This is a genomic window from Xanthomonas sp. LMC-A-07 (genome assembly GCF_030208825.1).
In the GTDB taxonomy this organism is placed as follows: Bacteria; Pseudomonadota; Gammaproteobacteria; order Xanthomonadales; family Xanthomonadaceae; genus Xanthomonas; species Xanthomonas campestris.
On record NZ_JARVTF010000008.1, the window covers coordinates 296278 to 314796 of the forward strand.

The window sequence follows — 18519 nt, forward strand, 5'->3', positions numbered from 1 at the left end:
GACTCCTGACGGGCCCGAAGGCTGGGTAATACGAAATTGTAAGGCGCCACAGCGATCAGGGCGATGCGCACCGGCGCCGCGCCTGACCGAAGTTCAGCCCCGATCAGGCGCGCAGGGCGCTCAGTTGGCCACGATCTGCGGGCGGCCGAAGCCCAGCCCGGCAATGCGCTGCGCGATTTCCGAGGCATTGGCGTGGTCGCGTGCATTCACGCGCAGGCGCCACAGGGTGCGCCCGCCGCTGACGATGTCGCTGACGCTGGCACCGGCAATGCCGGCCGAGGCCAGCTGCGACAGCGCGCGGTTGGCGTTCTCGCGGCTGGCGAAGCTGGCGACCTGCAACAGGATGTCGCCCAGCGTGGCTTCGGCGGCGGTCGGCGGCTTGGCAACGACGACCGGAGCGGCGGGGCGCGGCGCTGGCGGAGCATCCGGCGTCCTGGCCACCGCCACCGTGGTTGCCACGGCGGCGGCAGCGGCCAGGCGCGGCGTGGCCGCTGTCGGTTTGCCCGTAGCCACGCGCACGCCCTGCGACTTCATCCACGCATCGAAATTGTCGGCATTGCCCGGCTGCCGCGAATCGGCCACCCGGTAACGCCAGCGCTCGCCCATCGGCACTGGCGCTGCGGCCGTGCCGGTGGCTGGCGGGCGGGCAGTGGTGCCGCGGGCGGGCAGCTGTTGCACCAGGCTGTCGATCTGGCTGCTGGCAGCCGGTTTGGCCGCGGCCACGGTGGCGACCGGCGCGATGCCGCTGCGGCGCTTGGCCAGCAGATTGGCGTTATCGGCCTCGGTCAGGCCGCGTACCTCGACATTACCGGTGCCCTTGCCGGTGATGCCCAGCTTCACCGCGGCGGCGTAGCTCAGGTCGATGACCCGGCCATCGTGGAACGGGCCGCGGTCATTGACGCGCACCACCACCGATTGCCCGTTGTCGGTATTGGTCACCAGCGCGAAGCTGGGCAGCGGCAAGGTCTTGTGCGCAGCGGTGAAGGCGTACATGTCGTACACCTCCTTGTTGGAGGTCAGCCGGCCGTGGAACTTGCTGCCGTAGTACGAGGCGGTGCCGCGTTCGACATAGTCGCCGGGGTTGTCCATCACCACGTAGCGCTTGCCCAGCACTTCATACGGCGAGCGATTTCCCACCGCCGAGCGCGGCTCGTTGCTGACCAGCGGCTCGGGAATGCAGGCCACGTTGGGCACGTGGTCCGGGGTGGAGTCCTTGACGCCGGGTTTGTACAGGCCGCCGGCGGTGTAGTCGCCGCGCGTGGAGGGGTCTTCCTTGGCGGCGGCGTACGGCGAGGTGGACGGGCAGCCGGTGGCGACATGCGCCGGCCCCTTGCCCTCTACCTTGACGCCATTGATCGCGCCCTTGCCGCCGTTGCCGGCGGTTTTCTTCGGTGCACTGCTACAGGCCGCCAGCCCGAGCATCAATGCCATCGGGATCAGCCACTTGGGACCTGTGCTGCTGTTCATGCCGGGGGTAACTCCTTACCGGCGATGGCCTCGGACAGCTGGAACACGGCCATCGCATACATCTTGGAAATGTTGTATCGGGTGATCGCGTAGAAGTTCTGGAAGCCCAACCAGTACTGCTTGCCGTTGGCATCATCCAGCGTGATCGGCGTGGCGGTGCTGCCGGCAACCACCGGCGCGTTGGGCTGGTAGCCGCGTGCAGACAGATCGGCCAGCGTGTACACCGGCGACCAGTCGGTGGGGTTGAACTCCTCGCGCCCTGCAGCCAGCGTAGCTGGCACGGCGACCTGACCATCGCGCACCCAGCCGCCCTTCTTGACGAAGTAATTGGCGATCGAGGCGAAGACGTCGTTGTGATCGGTGAACAGATTGCGCTTGCCGTCAGCATCGCCGTCGACCGCGAACTGGCGGTAGCTGGACGGCATGAACTGGCCCATGCCCATGGCGCCGGCATAGCTGCCGATCAGGCTGGTGACGTCGAGTTGCTCTTCCTTGCCCAGTGCGAACAGCTGACCGAGTTCATCGCGGAAGAATAGCTCGCGGCGCACTTCACGTTCGAGCTTGGCCGGGTCGCCGCTGCGCGGGTAGCGGAAGGCCAGCGTGTACAGCGCGTCCAGCACACGGTATTTGCCGGCGTTGCTGCCGTAGCTGGTTTCCACCCCGATGATGGCCACGATCACCTGCGCCGGAACACCGGTGGCGGCTTCCACCTTGCTCAGCTCGGCGCGGTGCTCGGCCAGGAACTTGCGACCACCGTCGATGCGCGCCTGGGTGATGAACATCGGCCGGTATTCGTTCCACGGCTTGACCCGCTCGGCCGGGCGCGACATCGCGGTGACGATCGCATCCTTGAACTGGGCTTGTGCCAGCACCGCTTCGATCTGCGCCGCGTCGATGCCGTACTTGGCCGCGGTGTCACGCACGAAGTTGGCGCGTGCGATCTCGAACGGCACCGGGGTCAGGTCCACCGGCGGCAAGGCCGGCGCTTCGGCCGCCGCACTGGCGGGCGCAGCGGGCGCAGCGGGAGCAAGCGGCGGCTTGGCCGGCGGCGCACTGGTGGCCGGAGGCGCAGGTGGAGGGCTGGGCTGGGTCGCGCAAGCGACTAGGCCGAGGGTGAGCAGGCAGGTCAGTGTGCGTCGAATCATCGGCCGAGGGTAACAGAGACCAGATGAACTTCTGGCAATAAGGCCATGAAACGCAAGAACTTTAGGTCTTGTCAAGGCAGGGCGCAGCACTGGCCGGCCCTCGCTGAGAATGCCGGCGAGCGGCCATGGGCATGGAAGAACTGCGAAAGCGAACAGCTGGGCCTGGTTGCTGCGACTGCCGGTCGCGGCTGCCGCGTGCCGCCTCTGGCATCACCCCTCCCCGTACATCACCAGGTGCGGCCAGCTTCCGGCCGTACCTGGCTGGGCTACGTCGTCTGAAAGCAGGACGTCCAGGCAGGTCGGCGTGCTGCCGGCCGGTTGCACAATCTGCGTGACCCGGCCGCAGCTTGTCCGATTACAACGCAGGAAAGTGCGGTGCGCTCGAGCAGGTCGGGATGCTGCCGGCAAGCTGCACGGCGCTGGTGGTGACATTGGTGCCGGTCGGCACGAGCTCGCTGCTGCTCAGCCCGATGCGCGCATTGCTGGCGGTAACGGCCTTGTTGCCTGTCGCCACATTGGCAAGCACCAGGTCCAGCGGTGTCTGCGCGTTATAGCCTTCCAGGATCCAGCCCTTGCCCTTGAGGCCCGCATCGCCGGTGGTCCGCAAGCCATTGACGACGATCTGGTTGAAGGTGGGCGCGGTGCCGCTGCCGCCGCTGGAATAGAACGGGTTGATCACCAGTGGGCTGGTGACGCCGTAGAGGCAGGTATTGCGATAGGTAATCAGACTGACCGGGCCGCCCTTGGCGATGCTGGTCTTGATGCGCAGACCGTTGTTGTCAGTGCTGCGGTTGCCGGCATCGTCGCTGGCGGTGATGGCAGTGGAATCGACCAACACATTGCTGACGCCCGACATCACCTCGCTGCCGATCGAGATGCCGTGCGTGCCGTAGCAACGATTGTTGCGCAAGGTGATGTTGCCGGACTTGGAGGCGATGGTCTTGATCGCCACGCAATCGTCGCCGCCCATCACATCGTTATCGAACACAGTGGCGTTGACCACGCTATCCAGGTCAAGGCCATCGGTGTTGGGGCTGGTCGCCGGCGACTTCACCCGCGTGCCCCAGATGGTCAGGCCATCGACGATATGCGCGAAGAAATGGAAGTACGCCGCATTGATCAGATTGACGTTGTAGAGCGTAAATGCGCTGGAATTCTGCACCTTGATCAGGTCCGGGCTGTTCTGCACCTGGTTGGCCTTCTTGGCGTTCTCGCCGAACTCCCACCAGGTGGTGCTCTTGCCGAGCATGGTCAGATCACCACGGCCATCGATGGTGCCCTGACGCCCGCCGATGCGCACACCCATCACACCAGACCTGGCGCCCTTGACGCTGATCAACGGCAGGCATCCGCCACTCTTGGAACCGGCCGTGCCGCAGCCACTGCCGTAATCGGCGGGGTTACGCGAGCCGTACACGGTGACGCCCTGATCGACCACCAACGTCACGCCAGTGGGAATCGACAGGGGCCCGGTCAGGAACGCGTTGCCCGCGCCCGCCGTCAGCAGCACGCTGACGTTCTTTCCCGCACACGCGGTCAGTGCGGCCTGGATATTTTTGGTATCGGGCGGCGCACTTTCCAATGCCGCCGCGAACTGGCGCGTGCTAGCCGTGTGCTCAGCCTTTACCGCCTGGCAGGTCGCCGGAATACCAGGCTCGGAGACCGCACGGCTATCGCCGGTTGCCTGGGTGATGGCGCTCGCCTGTGAGGCAAGCGAAAGACAAAGACCGCCGATGGCGGCAGCGAGCAGTTTCATGACGTAGTCACCCGAAGAAGAAGAGACGCGTGCCGTTCGGGGGCGACGCAGCACCCAGGGAACCAACACGGTTAATGGTGCACTCTACGGCGCGTCGACCGGGGGCGATGACAGCGCGCGAACCGGCTGCCGTGCAAACGAAGCAGCATGCCACCGCGCTTCCTTGTTGCTACCAAGTGCGCAGATCCGCGTGGTCAGCAAGTTAGTGCGTGGCGTTACTTGGCAATGAAACGATCCACTGCGGCTAGTTGCGGCGCATGCCCGGCTGAGCGGAACTTCCGCAAGGCATGCCGCCGACATTACCCTGCCTCGCAGAGGGCCATCCAACACAGGCGGCGCGTCGCTTCAAAGTAAGGTCAACCACTGCCATCACTGGCAGGCGCTTCTGACATCGTCTGCTGCTGAGAGCGCGCAGCAAGCGTCATCACCGGGCCCGTAGGCTCCTTGTCGATCTCCTCGCGCTCGCGCTGGAACTGCACCATCTCCTGCGCCCGTTGCTGATCCAATGCTTCTGTCTTCTGCAAGGTTTCATTGATGCCAGGCGATGGCGTATTGAGCGAGGTTTCCGAGTGAAACCCAGGCGTTTTGCCAAAGACAAAAGCCACATCATCTTGGATGGTCACTTTCCGGAGTTCATCCGCGCGCTCAATCCCCGATTCTTTGACGGCTTGAAGCACTTCGGCCGTTTTCTCATCAGATGTGCCCCTGGGGAGCTGTGCCTGGATGGCGGAGAACAATGCGTAATCCCGATGATCAGAGGGAAACGCCTGCTGAGCGACATCTTGGGATGGCATGATTTGCTCAACCCGATCCTCATCGTTCACGCCTGCGTTTGAACGCCCGCCAGTCCCACCAAAGCTAGGCGATGACGCGTAGGAGGAAGACGTGCGCTCAGGCAAGACGATCTGTGCCGGCACTTCGCCCTGCGTTGGCGTTGGCGTTGGCGTTGGCGTTGGCGTTGGCGGCAATGTTGCCTGCATCGCCTCTTGCTGCTCTGCCTGCAATGGAACAGCCGATGGCGCATCGTTCTGTGGCGTGCCTACTCGGGCTTGCTGCTCGCTGCCCTGCTCCACCGGCCCATTTGCCGATGCCGGCGCTATGGGTTTCAAAGCTTCTCGCCGCGCGTGTTGTGCCTGGGACAACGCTTCATCCAGCTCTTGTCCGGCAACGCCCGTTGCCGGCAAACCTTGGTCTTGCTGGAACTGCCTCACAGCATGTTCGGTCTCCGGACCGTAGTGCCCGTCTTGCGGCACGGCCTGCCCGTTTGGACCACGCGCATCTACTTGCTGCAAGCGATATTGCAAGAACTCGACTTCTTGCCCCCGGTCGCCGAGGCGCAGCCCCTCCACGTCATGCGATGAGCGCGGTGTTGCGGCAGCTGCCTGAGTAGGCGCTTGATTGGGGACGTTCAAAGCGGATGATGTTGATCCAAGGTTCGGCGCAGATGCGCCCGCCAAGGCTGGGCCCACTGCCTCTGCCCTCGGCTGGACTGCGCCGGCTGTCGGGGGTGCCCCAACCTCAGGTGCTTGGGTCTCTTGGGGTTCTCGTTGCGGGACAGGTTCGGGCTTCGGTTCGGCAGGCTTGGCGACCGGGCGCACGTCTTCCTGCAGAGGCGCGTTGACGGATGTAGCCACCGCGACAGGAGCAGGCGTTGCCGCCTCCGCAGCAGCAGGCGCATCGGGTGTACGTGCAACGTCTCGATCTCGCTGCGCATCAATGGCTGCCTGAGGCGCTTGGGTTTCATCCACATGCGGGGCGGTAACGCTCGTTGCTGCGAAGCTTGCGACCTGTTGCGCCTCTTGCGTGGAAACACCCTGCCGATTGGCCTCCCGCAACGCTTGCTCGTAGGCATCGCGTTCTTGGGGCGACTGCGCGTCAATGCGCAGCTCGGGTGCACCGGCTGAAGGTGGTTGCTCCTGTCGAAGTGATTGCACCTGCCCAAGTGCCTGATGGATCTCATCAGTGCTGGTGGTTGCCGCAACGCGCACCACACCATCGGCGTCCCGGCTCAAATGCTGGATTGGGCTGTCTACCGAGTATTGGCCGGTTGCATCACGCTCCAATGCCAAAGAGCTGGTCGCGGCATCAATCCCGTTTGCCTCACGTGTCTTTTGCACCGCAAGCTGGATCGCGCCTGCAGTCTGGGCATTGGGCGCAACCCCATAGGCGGCATAGGTCGCCTCGGTGTTGGCCTGATCTTGTTGCTGTGGCGTTGGCGTTTGCCTTGCCGGCATCTGTGCCAACGCCTGCGCGTGCTGCTCCAAGGCCGGTTGCAAGCGTTCGCGCGTGGCATTGAGTTCTAACGGGACATTGCCTTCGGCCGCAACGCCGTCATGCCGCCACTGGCCTTGCGTATCGCGCTGATACTGCTTGCCGTCCGATGCTTGCAGTGAGTCTGGGTTTAAGGCGGCTTGCACGGCCGCTGGCACAGGGCCGAAGTCCTCCCAGCCATTGCGCTGATAAGCGGCTTGATAAGTCGCTGCAATCGCGGCCGGACCTCGGGCGATGTTGGCGTCCACTACCTGAGCTGCTTGTTGGTCCAACGCGGCATTGCGCTCAGGGCTTGCTGGATCCACCGTCCAGATGGGCCGATCGTTCCGGTCGACGTCGTCGGCGATCATCCGTGACCACTGGCCACTCGCCGGATCGTGTCGCCAATCACGTGCGTAAAGATGCGCAGCATCTGCCTCACTGGATGGCTGCACATAGGGGTTACTGGGTTGCACTTTGCCAAGCGCCTGCTCGGTCGCTTCGCTACTGGCGTGATAGTTCAGCTCGCGCGCTTTCTCGGGCAGTGCGAACATGGCCTGCTTCTGCGGTGCATCGACGCCATCGTTGGGCAGATCGGCCTTTTCTTGGCGCAGCCACTGGCTGTCGTTGAACTCCCAGCTCACGCCCTGCTTGTCAGTTTGTGTATAGATCTGGCGGTTGTCCCAGAGCGTCACGGCCTTGTCGGCGGCAGCACTGAACAGATAACCATCGGCCACCACCAGCGCGACGGGCCCGGCGCCGGTTGTGCCAACCACGGCAGCGGCGGCGGTGCCTCCCGCCCAGCCGCCTATGCCTCGGGCACTAAAGTGCAGCGCTTCTGACCGCGCAGCGGTAAGGTTGTCTTGCGCCAACAGCGTGCCAACACGCTCTCCGGTTTGCGACGCATCGTAGGCAGTGGCGGCAACGCCCAAACCCGCGAGACCCGCTGTCATCCCCGCGCGACGCAGGCCTGGGATTTCAGGTTCCGGCACAGGCACGCGTGCAGGTGGAGCCCCTGGTCGCACGAGTTCGTCGATGGTGGCAATGCCTTCCATGCGACTAGCAACCACGTCGCTCACCCGGAGCTTGGCATGCTCCTCAAGCAGTTTTGCTCGGACAGCAGGATCGGATTTCGGGATCTCTTGAACATGGTTCGGCAAGTCACGGTGCCAATCGACTTGTTTTTGCCAAGCCTCTCGAAGATGTTGGGTGAAAGCAGGATCTTTAAGCCGCGCATTACGCGCTTCTTCCATCGCTTGGCCAGGCATACGTGCATCAGTGCGACTGTCGTAAAGCTCGACACCCTCGCGATTAAAGATGCGGATAGGCACATTATTGACGGCATGGATCGTGTCTAAACTTCTGGGAAGTTTGCTGTAGATCCCATCGCGGGCTTCTTCGGGGACATAACGACCGTAGCCCTTCCTATCGATACTCACTGTAAATCGACTGTCAACACCATGCTCGCTTTCTAGCTTAGGTGAAGCAACCGCACGCACCTCAACTTCATAACCATTTTCCTGAAGACCTTTAATGAGTGTCCTCGATGCCCATTCCCCATTTCCCAGCGTCGTATCGAAGATTACATTTTTCTTTGACAAGGTAGCTTTTGACAACAGCTCATCAGCCCATTGACTTGCATCGGAATGGGTTCGACTGGACCACGAGTAGGGATCTTCACGACGAAAATCCTTTGCGCCAGGGTGATAACGACGTAGATCGTCAGGATCAATCGTTACGGCGTCATCGTTTAGTTCATCCAGGGAAGCTTTCGCCAAACCACCCTTACCAGCCCCAGGCTGTCCGGCCAAAATTACAGCCTTGGGATGTTCCTGGCTTGATAGTGAATTGAAACCATTCTCGAGCAGTATCCGACCCCTAAATATCCTATCGTGAACATTTTTATTTAACTCATCCTGATCACTGCTCATTCCGCTTATTCCTTAGTCGGATTGAAATAAGAAAGTAGGTTTCCAGATTTCCAGTTGTGCTTAAAATTAGATGGGCCAACCTTTTTTCGCTTTTCCTCCGCTCTCATAATTTCTTCCTGATCGCCGCTTTCCTGGGCCAGATCGATCTCGCGATCGACCTCGTCTAATAATGCATCTAAACAGTCCTCCAGAGCCCATATCGAAAATTCCAGGGGAGGAGTAATAAGTGACGGGTTATCGACGGCTTTTTTGAGAGCCTCCTGCAAACGAGCGAGGTAATCCGGATAATCCTTGAAAATCTCCTGCAACCCCTGTGGAACTGGCGGCCATGCGCCGATCAAATCAGGAGAAGAATCGTTATTTTGGGTCATGACAGCATCCTGATCGAGGTGTTGAATTGGACCTGGAACATTGAGCTTGCGCTTGATTGGTGCCACAGCTCCGCCAAGTTATGGCCACACCACACTTTCTAAAAGTATGTTGCAATTGGAACTTGAGTCGGCCCTGTGCTACGAGTGCGCTCAGATCTTCGCCTAAGCGATATGCATCCGGCCGCCCCCTCGGTGAGGTAATGGCTTCTTCCGAACTCAATGCTTTTCATATCACAGCCTTTCGCTATCTCAATCTGGGCGTCGTAACGGGTATATTTTGAGTGAACTCCTCCAAATCCCTTGTGCGCAGTCAATGCCAAACCTAAGTCTTCGATAAATTGTGGCGTATCTGACTTCAGATGAGCCGGCAGGCCTTTCCCGCCATTGATCCAAATTAGCATCCAACGAGACCAATCGGTCCCATTTCTTTCTCCACCGCTTTCAAGCATATCAATTCGCAACGTCAACAATTCACCAAGCCAATAAAAATTACATTGTGTTCGATTGCGAACTTCATATTCACCGCCACCGCCATGTGCCACGTTTCGCAAATAGATTTCACGATCGCGATCGATGACCCAATCCCTTGCCCCGGTCCCTCCAACCAAAAATTTACTGTCAATCGACAAAATATCATATCTAGCAATATCGCCAGGGGAAATAAACTCGCTCACGAATGCCATGCTGATATCCCAACCTTCAATGATTTCATGAACAGGCTTGAAAAATGCATACCGACACCGTTTTAAGAAAAAACAAATCAAGAATCAGCTAGGCTACCGAGAAATCATTTTCCGCGCGACGCAAGGTATTCAACTACAGGCGAAAGATCGGAAAAGTAGTCGCGATACACGGGGAATGCCGAAAAATCCCTGTATCTTTTTTCGGCGACTTCTCGAAAAAAATCATTTTTCGTTTTGCCACAGACTGATTCAGCAAGCCTCACGCTTACAATTGCAGCGTCAAGATCTTGGGATGCCTCACGATGAAATTCATTCAGCGTGGCGCACACCATATCCATCATCCTTTTGTAGGCGGGACCGTATTTTTCCGTCGAGAACTCACCGCCCGGCAAATTTTCCGAGAATTGATCAAGCGCATTCTGCAGTCGCGATAGATACGCAGGATGACTTTTTAAAATATTGTCCAACTCCTGTGGAATTGGACATTTCAATTCATACTGCCGATTTTCATTTTCATGCACTGACATCCCACCTCCTCACATCAGTGATTTGGAATAAAAAATTAACTACCAACGCACGTCATCATTGCAATCGTTCTGACACACACCTTTGCTCATTCAACTAGCGACCTCAACCCCTTAACTTCTACTTTTGCTAATAGCCGCTTGGTGAAGTAGGCATCTTCGTAATACTTGATTTTCTCGCAAAGCACCGGGCTTGGGATGCCTTCATAGAGAAAGACCTCCTTGTCAAAGCCCATCGCCTTCAACTCCTGCGGCAGCATCAATGCGCGGCGTTGCTCGGTCTCGGAGTAGGACACGCTGCTTTGCTTGCCACTGGTGTGCGACTTGTTCTTCTTGCGCACCGTGGTGTAGCCGAGCATGTCCGAGTAGTCGTTGGCGTCTTGCTGCTCGCGTGGGGCGTAGACGATTTGCAAGGCGTGGTTGGTGATGATGGTGCGCGAGACATCCTTGCCATAGGTCGCGTCCAGCTGCGCCATGCTCTGGATGATCGGTAGCAAGCGAATGTTGTAGCCGGCCATGTAGCTCACCGCGCTTGCGATGATGTCGACCCGGCCGATGGACGTGAACTCGTCCATCAGCAACAAACACTGGTGTTTGAGCGCTGGGTTGTTCTGCGGCAGCTCTTTGGTGTTGAGATTGATAAGCTGACTAAACAGCAAGTTGATCAACAAGCGGCTTTCGGCCAGCTTGTTCGGCTGGATGCCGATGTAGATGCTCATCTTCTTCTTGCGCACATCGGTTAGCAAAAAGTCGTTATCGCTGGTTGATGCATCCAGGATCGGATTGATGAACTGGTTGAGCGGCTCTTTGAACGTGCCCATGATCGAGGCGAAGGTCTCTTCGGCTTGCGAGAGCAAGTTGTCGAAGGCTGTCTTGGCGTCACGGCCCAGGAAGTCGCGCTGCGAGAGCTTTTTGATGTAGCCCTTCAAGTCGCTGCCATCTCCCGACGACACGCGATAGAGCATTCCAAGGGTTGGAAACATCCAGGTGTCTTTGGGGTGCTTGCGCTTGATCTGATCATCGAGGCTATCGAACAGATAGAGCGTAAACGCCATGAAGGCGTTGCGGGCTTGGCTCACCCAGAACTTCTGGGCGTCCGAGCCATCCGGGTAGAGCATCGCCGCGACACTCATCAGATCCGACACGCGAAACGCCGGATCCGGTGAGATATAGCTGAGCGGGTTCCAACGGTGGGTGCGCCCGTCTTCCGCGAACGGGTTAAACAAAAAGACTTCCTGGCCTTGGCTCTTGCGCCAACCCGAGGTCAGGTCAAAATTCTCCTGCTTGATGTCCAGAACGACCACCGATCCTTGGTAGTCGAGCAAATTGGGAATGACGATGCCCACCCCCTTGCCCGAACGCGTGGGCGCGGCCAGGATCACAAACTGCTGACCAGGCAAGCGCACCAACTTGCCGCCGTGCTTGCCAACCACAATGCCGGTTGGCGACGGTTTGAGCATGTCCTTCTTGGCCAGATCACTGCCGGAGGCAAAGCGCGCGTCGCCATGCAATGCGGTCGCCTTTGGCTTGAACAGCGGGATCAGCAGCGCGATCCAGGCCAGCAGCGGCACGCCAAAGCCGAGGGCGCCGGCCAGCTTGATCTTGGTGGCATAGGGAGCGAACTGCGGGAGGTCGAGCGCTTTGACGTAAGACCAGTAGGTGTCGACGCTGAGCGGCGCAGCCACCTTCAACAGCATCAAGATCAACTGACCGGAGAAGAAAATTCCCGCTGTTGCTGCGAGCAGCAACAGGCCGAATGCAGCGACTATTCTGAGATTACTGCTCACCGTGCGATTCCTTTCATCGGTCCTTGACTCGTCTACCCCCGTAAGCCGTCTTCCAGATTACAGGATCGGCACCCGCTGACTGTCAGGAAGCTCTACCAGCCATACAAGACTTTCTGCCCGGTCTGCCTTTGAAGGCATGAGGATTAAGGTGCCAGTTACTGTACTGACCCGCCTCTCTTGACGAGTCCACAGCGCTCATTTGCAAAGGCCGGCCTTGCGAAAATTGGCTATCCGGGCACAGCTGCCGACAGCCTCAGTACCCGTGCACCGGTCGGTGCGCCTTCACCGCCATCACCAGGCCCAGCCCTGCCAGCAGCGAGACGGCCGAGGTGCCGCCGTAGCTCATCAGCGGCATCGGCACGCCGACCACCGGCAGCAGGCCGGAGATCATGCCGCCGTTGACCAGCACGTAGACGAAGAACGCCAGGCCGGTGGCGCCGGCGATCAAGCGCGAATAGGTGTCGCGTGCCTGCGAGGCGATCCACAGGCAGCGGCCGATCACCACCAGGTAGAGCGTCAGCACCGTGGCCACGCCGATCCAGCCGAATTCCTCGCTGAGCACCGAAAACGCAAAGTCGGTGGTCTGTTCGGGGATGAAATTCAGGTGCGACTGCGAGCCCAGGCCCCAGCCCTTGCCGTTCAATCCACCAGAGCCAATCGCGATCTTGGACTGGATGATGTTCCAGCCGGCGCCGAGCGCATCGTTTTCCGGGTTGAGGAACATCATGATGCGGTCCTTCTGGTATGGCCGCAGCAGCCAGAACCAGGCCACCGGCGCCGCCGCCGACACGCCGCCGACGCCCACCGCCACCCACCACCACGGCAGGCCGGCCAGCAGCAGCACGAACACGCCGCTGGCGGCGATCAGCACGCCGGTGCCGAAGTCCGGCTGCAACATGATCAAGGCGGTGGGCACGCCGATGATCACGCAGGTGACCAGCACGGTGGAAATGCGCGGCGGCAAGGGCATGCGGTGCAGATACCAGGCCGCCATCATCGGCAGGCTGATCTTGAGCAGCTCGGCCGGCTGCAGGTAGAACAGCTTGAGATCCAGCCACTGGCGGCCGTATTTGCCGGTACCCAGCGCGAACACCGCCAGCAGCGGCAGCATCGACAAGCCATACACCCACGGTGTCCAGGCGCGCAGGCGCAGCACCGACATGCGCGAGATGCCCCACATTGCCGCCGCGCCGATGGCAAAGCGCACGCCCTGCGCCATCACCAGGTGATCGCCGTTTGCGGTGCCGCCAGCGCTTTTGAGCACCGACAGGCCGATGACCATCAGCGCGGCCAGCGCCAGGCACAGCACCCAGTCCAGGCTGCGGGCGAAGCGTGCGGCCAGGTCCACCAGCCAGCGCAGGATGTCGCTCACCGGTCGGTCTCCGAGACAGTGTCCGGCACGTCCGGAATCACCGGTTGCGCGGGGCGGTTGGGATCCAGGGCCACGGCCACCTGGCCGATCACCACCGGCAATTCGTCCAGCGCCGCAGCGGCGGTATCGCCTTGTTGGCGCGCATCGGTGGCGCCGGCCTCGAACTGGTTCACGCCGACCGCGGTCATGCCCAGCTCGCTATCCAGCGGCTCCAGGCCGTCGGGCAACTTGCCGAGCAGCCAGGCATCGAAGATCTTGCGCGCGATCGGCGCGGCCGAACTGGTGCCGAAACCGCCACCTTCCACCGCCACCGCAACGGCGATGACCGGGTTGTCGGCAGGGGCGAAGCCCACAAACAGGCCGCGGTGGCGCAGATGCAAGGGCAGGCTGCGCGGGTCCACGGCGGCCACGCCGCGGCGGCTGACCACCTGCGCGGTGCCGGTCTTGCCGGCCATCTGGTACGGCGCGCCGGGGGTGATCGCATAGCCGGTGCCGCCCGGGCGCATGGTGTCCATCATGCCCTCGCGCACCACCTGCAGATGGGCGGCGTTGGCGCTGATCGGCTTGCCCGGCGGCTGGATCATCGGCTGCCAGGGGTGGTCGAACCCGGTGCGTTCTTCCAGCACCAGGTGCGGGCGCAGCAGCAGGCCGCCAGCAATGGCCGAGACCCCGCGCACCAGCTGCAGCGGCGTCACTTTCCAGTCGCCCTGGCCGATGGCGATGTTGACCGTATCGCCCGGGTACCAGCGCTCCTTGCGGGTCTTGTACTTGTAGGCGGGCGACGGCAGGATGCCGCCGATTTCGCCCAGCAGATCCACCCCGGTGGGCTGGCCGAAGCCGTATTCGCCCATGTAGTGGTCGAAGCGGTCGATGCCCATGTCCACCGCCAGGCGGTAGTAATAGGTATTGACCGACTGGGCGATCGACTTGCGCAGATCGGTCCAGCCATGCCCGCCACGGTGCGAATCGCCCCAGCCACGGCTGACGCCCGGCAGGTAGAACATGCCGGTGGAGAGCACGCGGTCTTCCGGGCGGCGCAGCCCGCTGTCCAGGCCGGCCAGGGCGATCAACGGCTTGAGCGTGGAGCCCGGCGCCACACCACCGAGCACCAGCCGGTTGAACTGCGGCCGCGAGGGGTTGTCGTTGAGCGCCTTGAAGTCGGTATGCGAGATGCCGTTGACGAACAGGTTGGGGTCGTAGCTGGGCAGGCTGACCATGCCCAGGATCTCGCCGGTGCGCGGGTCCATCGCGATCGCCGCACCTTCGTGTTCGCCGAACGCGGCCACCATGGCGCGCTGCAGGTCGGCATCGACCGACAGGCGCAGGTCTGCGCCCGATTGCGGCGCCACCCTGCCCACCGTGCGGATCGCCCGGCCCTGCACGTTGGTTTCCACCTGCTCGTAGCCCACCTGGCCGCGCAGGTCCTGTTCGTAATAGCGCTCCAGCCCGGACTTGCCCATGTGGGTGAGCGCGGCATTGCCCTCGCCCAGCACCGCCAGGTCTTTTTCGTCGATACGCCCGACGTAGCCAATGATGTGCGCAAACAGCGGACCGTACGGGTAGCGCCGGGTCAGGTACGGCTCCAGCTCCACGCCGGGGAAGCGCCAGCGCTCCACCGCGAAGCGCGCCATCTCCTCATCGCTCATGCGCAGCTTCAGGGTCACCGGCAAGAAGCTGCGGCGGGCCTTGCGCTCGCGGTTGAAGCGCTCCAGGTCTTCGGGCGCGATCGGGATCACCTTGCCGAGCGCGGCCAGCATGGTCTCCATGTCCTCGACCTTGTCCGGGGTCACGTCCAGGCGGAACGCCGGCACGTTCTCGGCCAGCAGCCGGCCGCTGCGGTCGTAGATCATGCCGCGCCCAGGGACCACCGGACGCGGCTTGATACGGTTGGCCTCCGATCGGGTGGCATAGACCTCGTGGTCGAGCACCTGCAGCTTGAAGTACCAGCCGCCCAGCCCGACCAGGCACAGCACCACCATCACAAAGCCCAGCACCGCGCGGCGGCGGAACTGCTCGGCCTCGGCGTGCGGATTCTTGGGGTGGCGACGCCCGTGCATGGGTTACTTCTTGCTCCGCTTGCCCAGCCGCACTGCATCCAGCAACACGAACACCGGCGGCCACAGCGCCATGCCGAGCAGCGGCGCCCACCAGTAGCTCCATGGCAGGGTGGGCTCACCCACCGCCAGATGCACCGCCGAGGAGACGATGCGGTCGTTGAGCAATAGCCCGCCGATCGCCAGCGCCTGCTGCGAGATCGGGAAGAAGCGCATCCGCGCGCGGAAGCGCTGCAGGATGAAGGTCATGATCACCAGCCGCAGCGCCTGTTCGCCAAGCAGCCCGCCGTACAGCAGGTCGGCCAGCACCCCGGCCACGAATGCCGCGCCAAGCCCGACCCGGTCCGGCTCCTCGATCACCCAATAGGCCAGCACCAACGCCAACCAGTACGGGCGCAGCGGCTGCACCACGGCCGGCAGCGGCAGCAGCCCCAGCACCAGCGCGACCACGATGCTGACCGGCAGGATCCAGCTGTTGCGCATGCGGCTCATTGGTCCGTCTCCTGCGGAGCCGGACGGGAATTGGGAGTCGGGAGTCGGGAATCGATAGGAGCAGTGCTCTGCGGCGGTGAGGCGCTGCGGTTGCCCGTTCCCGATGCTGCATTCCCTGATGCCCGTGAGCCCTGCGGTGACGCCGGGCGGGAATCGGGATTCTGGATGCTGGATTCGTTCGATGCAGGAGGACGGGCAGGCAGACTTGTCGGGCGGCTGGGCGTCGGCGCGCTGGCCGGCTGTGCGCCAGGCGTGGCTGGTGTCGGCGCGGACTGGGCGCGCCGCGCGGCGCCGGTATTGGTGGCGGTGGCGGTTGTGGCACCAGATGCCGCGCCCGCCGTCGGGCGTGCCGGATCGGCCGCCGCACTGGAACCGCCAGCCGCCGGCGTGCGCGGGGCTGCAGTCACCGGCATGTTCGCTGGCGCAGTGGTGTCTGGCGCGACACTGCCGTTGCCGTTGCCATTCCCAATTCCCGACTCCCCATTCCCAGCCCCCACCGCCACCCGCAGCGGCTTGCCGGCACGCAGCAACAGCACATCGCGGCCGCGGTCGAGCTTGGCGGCGGGGGTGAGTTCGCCGACCAGGAAGGCGTGGGTGTCGTCCGGATGCAGTTCGGACACCTTGCCGACCGGGAAGCCGGCCGGGAACCGCCCGCCCAGGCCGGAGGTGACGATCTCATCGCCCACCTGCACGCCGGCGCTGAGCGGGATGTCGCGCAGTTCGAGGCGGTCGCCGCGGCCGTAGACGATCAGGCGCACGCCGTTGCGCGCCACGCTGACCGGCACCGCATGGTCCGGGTCGGTGAGTAGCAGCACGGTGGAATGCAGCGGCGTCACTTCGATCACCTGCCCCATCAGCCCACCGGCGTCGATCACCGCCTGGCCCATCAGCACGCCGTCGCGGCTGCCGGCATCCAGCAGCAGGCGTTGTCGGGTGGGGTCCAGGTCGATATCCAGGATGGGCGCCAGCTGCACGTCCAGGCCGCGGCGCTCGGCCACGTTGAGCAGTTCCCGCAGCTGGGCGTTGTCCAGCGCAGCGGTCTGCAGGCGGGTGAGGCGCGCATTGGCCACCAGCAACTGGTTGCGCAGCGCGCGGGTCTCTTCCACCAGTTGGGCGTGGGTCGCGGCGTTGTCGCGCACCTGCGAGCCGATCCGGCCCGGCAGCCCCGCCACCGCCCACACCGGCTGGATCAGCAGGTTGGCCTGCAGGCGCAGCTGGCTCAGCCAGCCACCGCGGCTGTCGAGCGCAATCAGCACGACCGCCAGCACCAGATAGACCAGCAGCCGCAGCGTGGAGGTGACTTCGCCCGGACGGGAGGCGACAGGAGGACCGGCGTAGGAGGGCACTTTCAGGGCCGGGATTTGAGAGTCGGGATTGGGGATTCGAGGAGCGGTCGGCTGCCCCCGATACGACTAAGCGTTAGACAAACAGGGCTGTACCGCAATCGGTCAAGGCCGAAGGCCGGGACACGCGTTGCGAATCCCGAATGCCGACTCCCCAATCCCGAACGCTTCACTCCGGCGCGAAGAACTCGTTGCCATGCATGTCCACCAGCTCCAGCGCGCGGCCACCGCCGCGGGCCACGCAGGTGAGCGGGTCGTCGGCTACCTGCACGTGCAGGCCGGTTTCTTCGGAGATCAGGCGGTCCAGGTCGCGCAACAGCGCGCCGCCACCGGTGAGCACGATGCCGCGCTCGGCGACGTCGGCGCACAGTTCCGGCGGGGTCTGCTCCAGCGCCAGCTTCACCGCCGACACGATGCCCGACAGCGGCTCGTGCAGCGCTTCGAGCACTTCGTTGGAGTTGATCTTGATCATCTTCGGCACGCCCTCGGCGAGGTTGCGGCCGGAGATTTCCATCTCCTGCACCTCGTCCTGCGGGTAGGCGCAGCCGATCTGCAGCTTGATACGCTCGGCGGTGGCTTCACCGATCAGCATGCCGTGGTTGCGGCGTACGTAGTTGGTGATCGACTCGTCGAAGCGGTCGCCGCCCACGCGTACCGACTGCGAGTAGACGATGCCGTTGAGCGAGATCACCGCCACTTCGGTGGTGCCGCCACCGATGTCGATGACCATCGAGCCACGCGCTTCGGTCACCGGCATGCCGGCGCCGATCGCCGCGGCCATCGGTTCTTCGATCAGGTAGACATCGCGCGCACCGGCCTCTTCCGCCGATTCCTTGATCGCGCGGCGCTCCACCTGGGTGGAACCGGCCGGCACGCACACCAGCACGCGCGGGCTGGGACGCAGGAAGCGCGACTTGTGCACCTTCTTGATGAAGTGCTTCAGCATTGCCTCGGTGTAGGTGAAGTCGGCGATGACGCCGTCCTTCATCGGGCGGATCGTGGTGATGTGGCCGGGGGTGCGGCCCAGCATCTGCTTGGCCTCCGCACCGACCGCAGCCACCGAACGCGTTCCGCCGATGGCACGGTCCTGACGCACCGCCACCACCGAGGGTTCGTTCAGTACGATGCCTTGTCCGCGCACGTAGATCAGCGTATTGGCCGTGCCCAGGTCGATGGACAGGTCGTTGGAGAACATGCCGCGGAGTTTCTTGAACATCGAGGGAGTCGTTCCTGAAGGAGTCGCGTGCCCGGCGGCCGATTGGCGCAAAAATGGGCAGAAAACGAAGTCAACTAGCCTAGCAATCCGCCTAGGTGCGAGCAAGGAAAAATGCGCCGTCACGCGCG

The 18519-nt window shown here is 62.6% G+C and carries 13 protein-coding genes; all 13 read right to left on the bottom strand.

The window, feature by feature from the left end:
- Window positions 1-120 precede the first annotated feature (120 nt).
- Window positions 121-1467, bottom strand: coding sequence for a septal ring lytic transglycosylase RlpA family protein (locus QRM89_RS08730; protein WP_285447795.1), 1347 nt, complete (start codon window positions 1465-1467; stop codon window positions 121-123).
- Window positions 1464-2612 (bottom strand): lytic murein transglycosylase B, encoded by a 1149-nt coding sequence (gene mltB, locus QRM89_RS08735; protein WP_285447796.1) that lies wholly within the window; start codon window positions 2610-2612, stop codon window positions 1464-1466. The genes QRM89_RS08730 and mltB overlap by 4 nt, the downstream gene beginning before the upstream one ends.
- Before the next feature lie 355 nt (window positions 2613-2967).
- On the bottom strand, window positions 2968-4368 hold the full coding sequence (locus tag QRM89_RS08740; protein WP_285447797.1) for a glycosyl hydrolase family 28 protein: 1401 nt from the start codon (window positions 4366-4368) through the stop codon (window positions 2968-2970).
- Between the two features lie 356 nt (window positions 4369-4724).
- The gene (locus QRM89_RS08745) at window positions 4725-8549 is read right to left on the bottom strand and encodes a zeta toxin family protein (protein WP_285447798.1); all 3825 of its coding nucleotides are present in this window, start codon (window positions 8547-8549) and stop codon (window positions 4725-4727) included.
- Window positions 8550-8554: 5 nt separating this feature from the next.
- Window positions 8555-8920 (bottom strand): hypothetical protein, encoded by a 366-nt coding sequence (locus QRM89_RS08750; RefSeq protein ID WP_285447799.1) that lies wholly within the window; start codon window positions 8918-8920, stop codon window positions 8555-8557.
- 98 nt (window positions 8921-9018) lie between these two features.
- Window positions 9019-9594 carry a hypothetical protein gene (locus QRM89_RS08755; RefSeq protein WP_285447800.1) on the bottom strand — a complete coding sequence of 192 codons (576 nt, stop codon included), beginning with the start codon at window positions 9592-9594 and terminating at the stop codon, window positions 9019-9021.
- A gap of 113 nt (window positions 9595-9707) precedes the next feature.
- Window positions 9708-10130, bottom strand: coding sequence for a hypothetical protein (locus tag QRM89_RS08760; protein ID WP_285447801.1), 423 nt, complete (start codon window positions 10128-10130; stop codon window positions 9708-9710).
- An 86-nt stretch (window positions 10131-10216) separates the two neighbouring features.
- Window positions 10217-11914 carry a type IV secretory system conjugative DNA transfer family protein gene (locus QRM89_RS08765; protein ID WP_285447802.1) on the bottom strand — a complete coding sequence of 566 codons (1698 nt, stop codon included), beginning with the start codon at window positions 11912-11914 and terminating at the stop codon, window positions 10217-10219.
- Window positions 11915-12167: 253 nt separating this feature from the next.
- Window positions 12168-13286, bottom strand: a complete 1119-nt coding sequence (gene rodA, locus QRM89_RS08770) for a rod shape-determining protein RodA (protein ID WP_040940630.1) — start codon at window positions 13284-13286, stop codon at window positions 12168-12170.
- Window positions 13283-15343 (bottom strand): penicillin-binding protein 2, encoded by a 2061-nt coding sequence (gene mrdA / locus QRM89_RS08775; protein WP_119960287.1) that lies wholly within the window; start codon window positions 15341-15343, stop codon window positions 13283-13285. The genes rodA and mrdA overlap by 4 nt, the downstream gene beginning before the upstream one ends.
- A 3-nt stretch (window positions 15344-15346) precedes the next feature.
- Entirely contained in the window at window positions 15347-15832 is a 486-nt protein-coding gene (gene mreD / locus QRM89_RS08780; protein ID WP_285447803.1) for a rod shape-determining protein MreD, read from the bottom strand.
- Window positions 15829-17178, bottom strand: a complete 1350-nt coding sequence (gene mreC / locus QRM89_RS08785) for a rod shape-determining protein MreC (protein ID WP_285447804.1) — start codon at window positions 17176-17178, stop codon at window positions 15829-15831. The genes mreD and mreC overlap by 4 nt, the downstream gene beginning before the upstream one ends.
- 166 nt (window positions 17179-17344) lie before the next feature.
- Window positions 17345-18391, bottom strand: coding sequence for a rod shape-determining protein (locus QRM89_RS08790; protein ID WP_003482734.1), 1047 nt, complete (start codon window positions 18389-18391; stop codon window positions 17345-17347).
- Window positions 18392-18519: the final 128 nt, after the last annotated feature.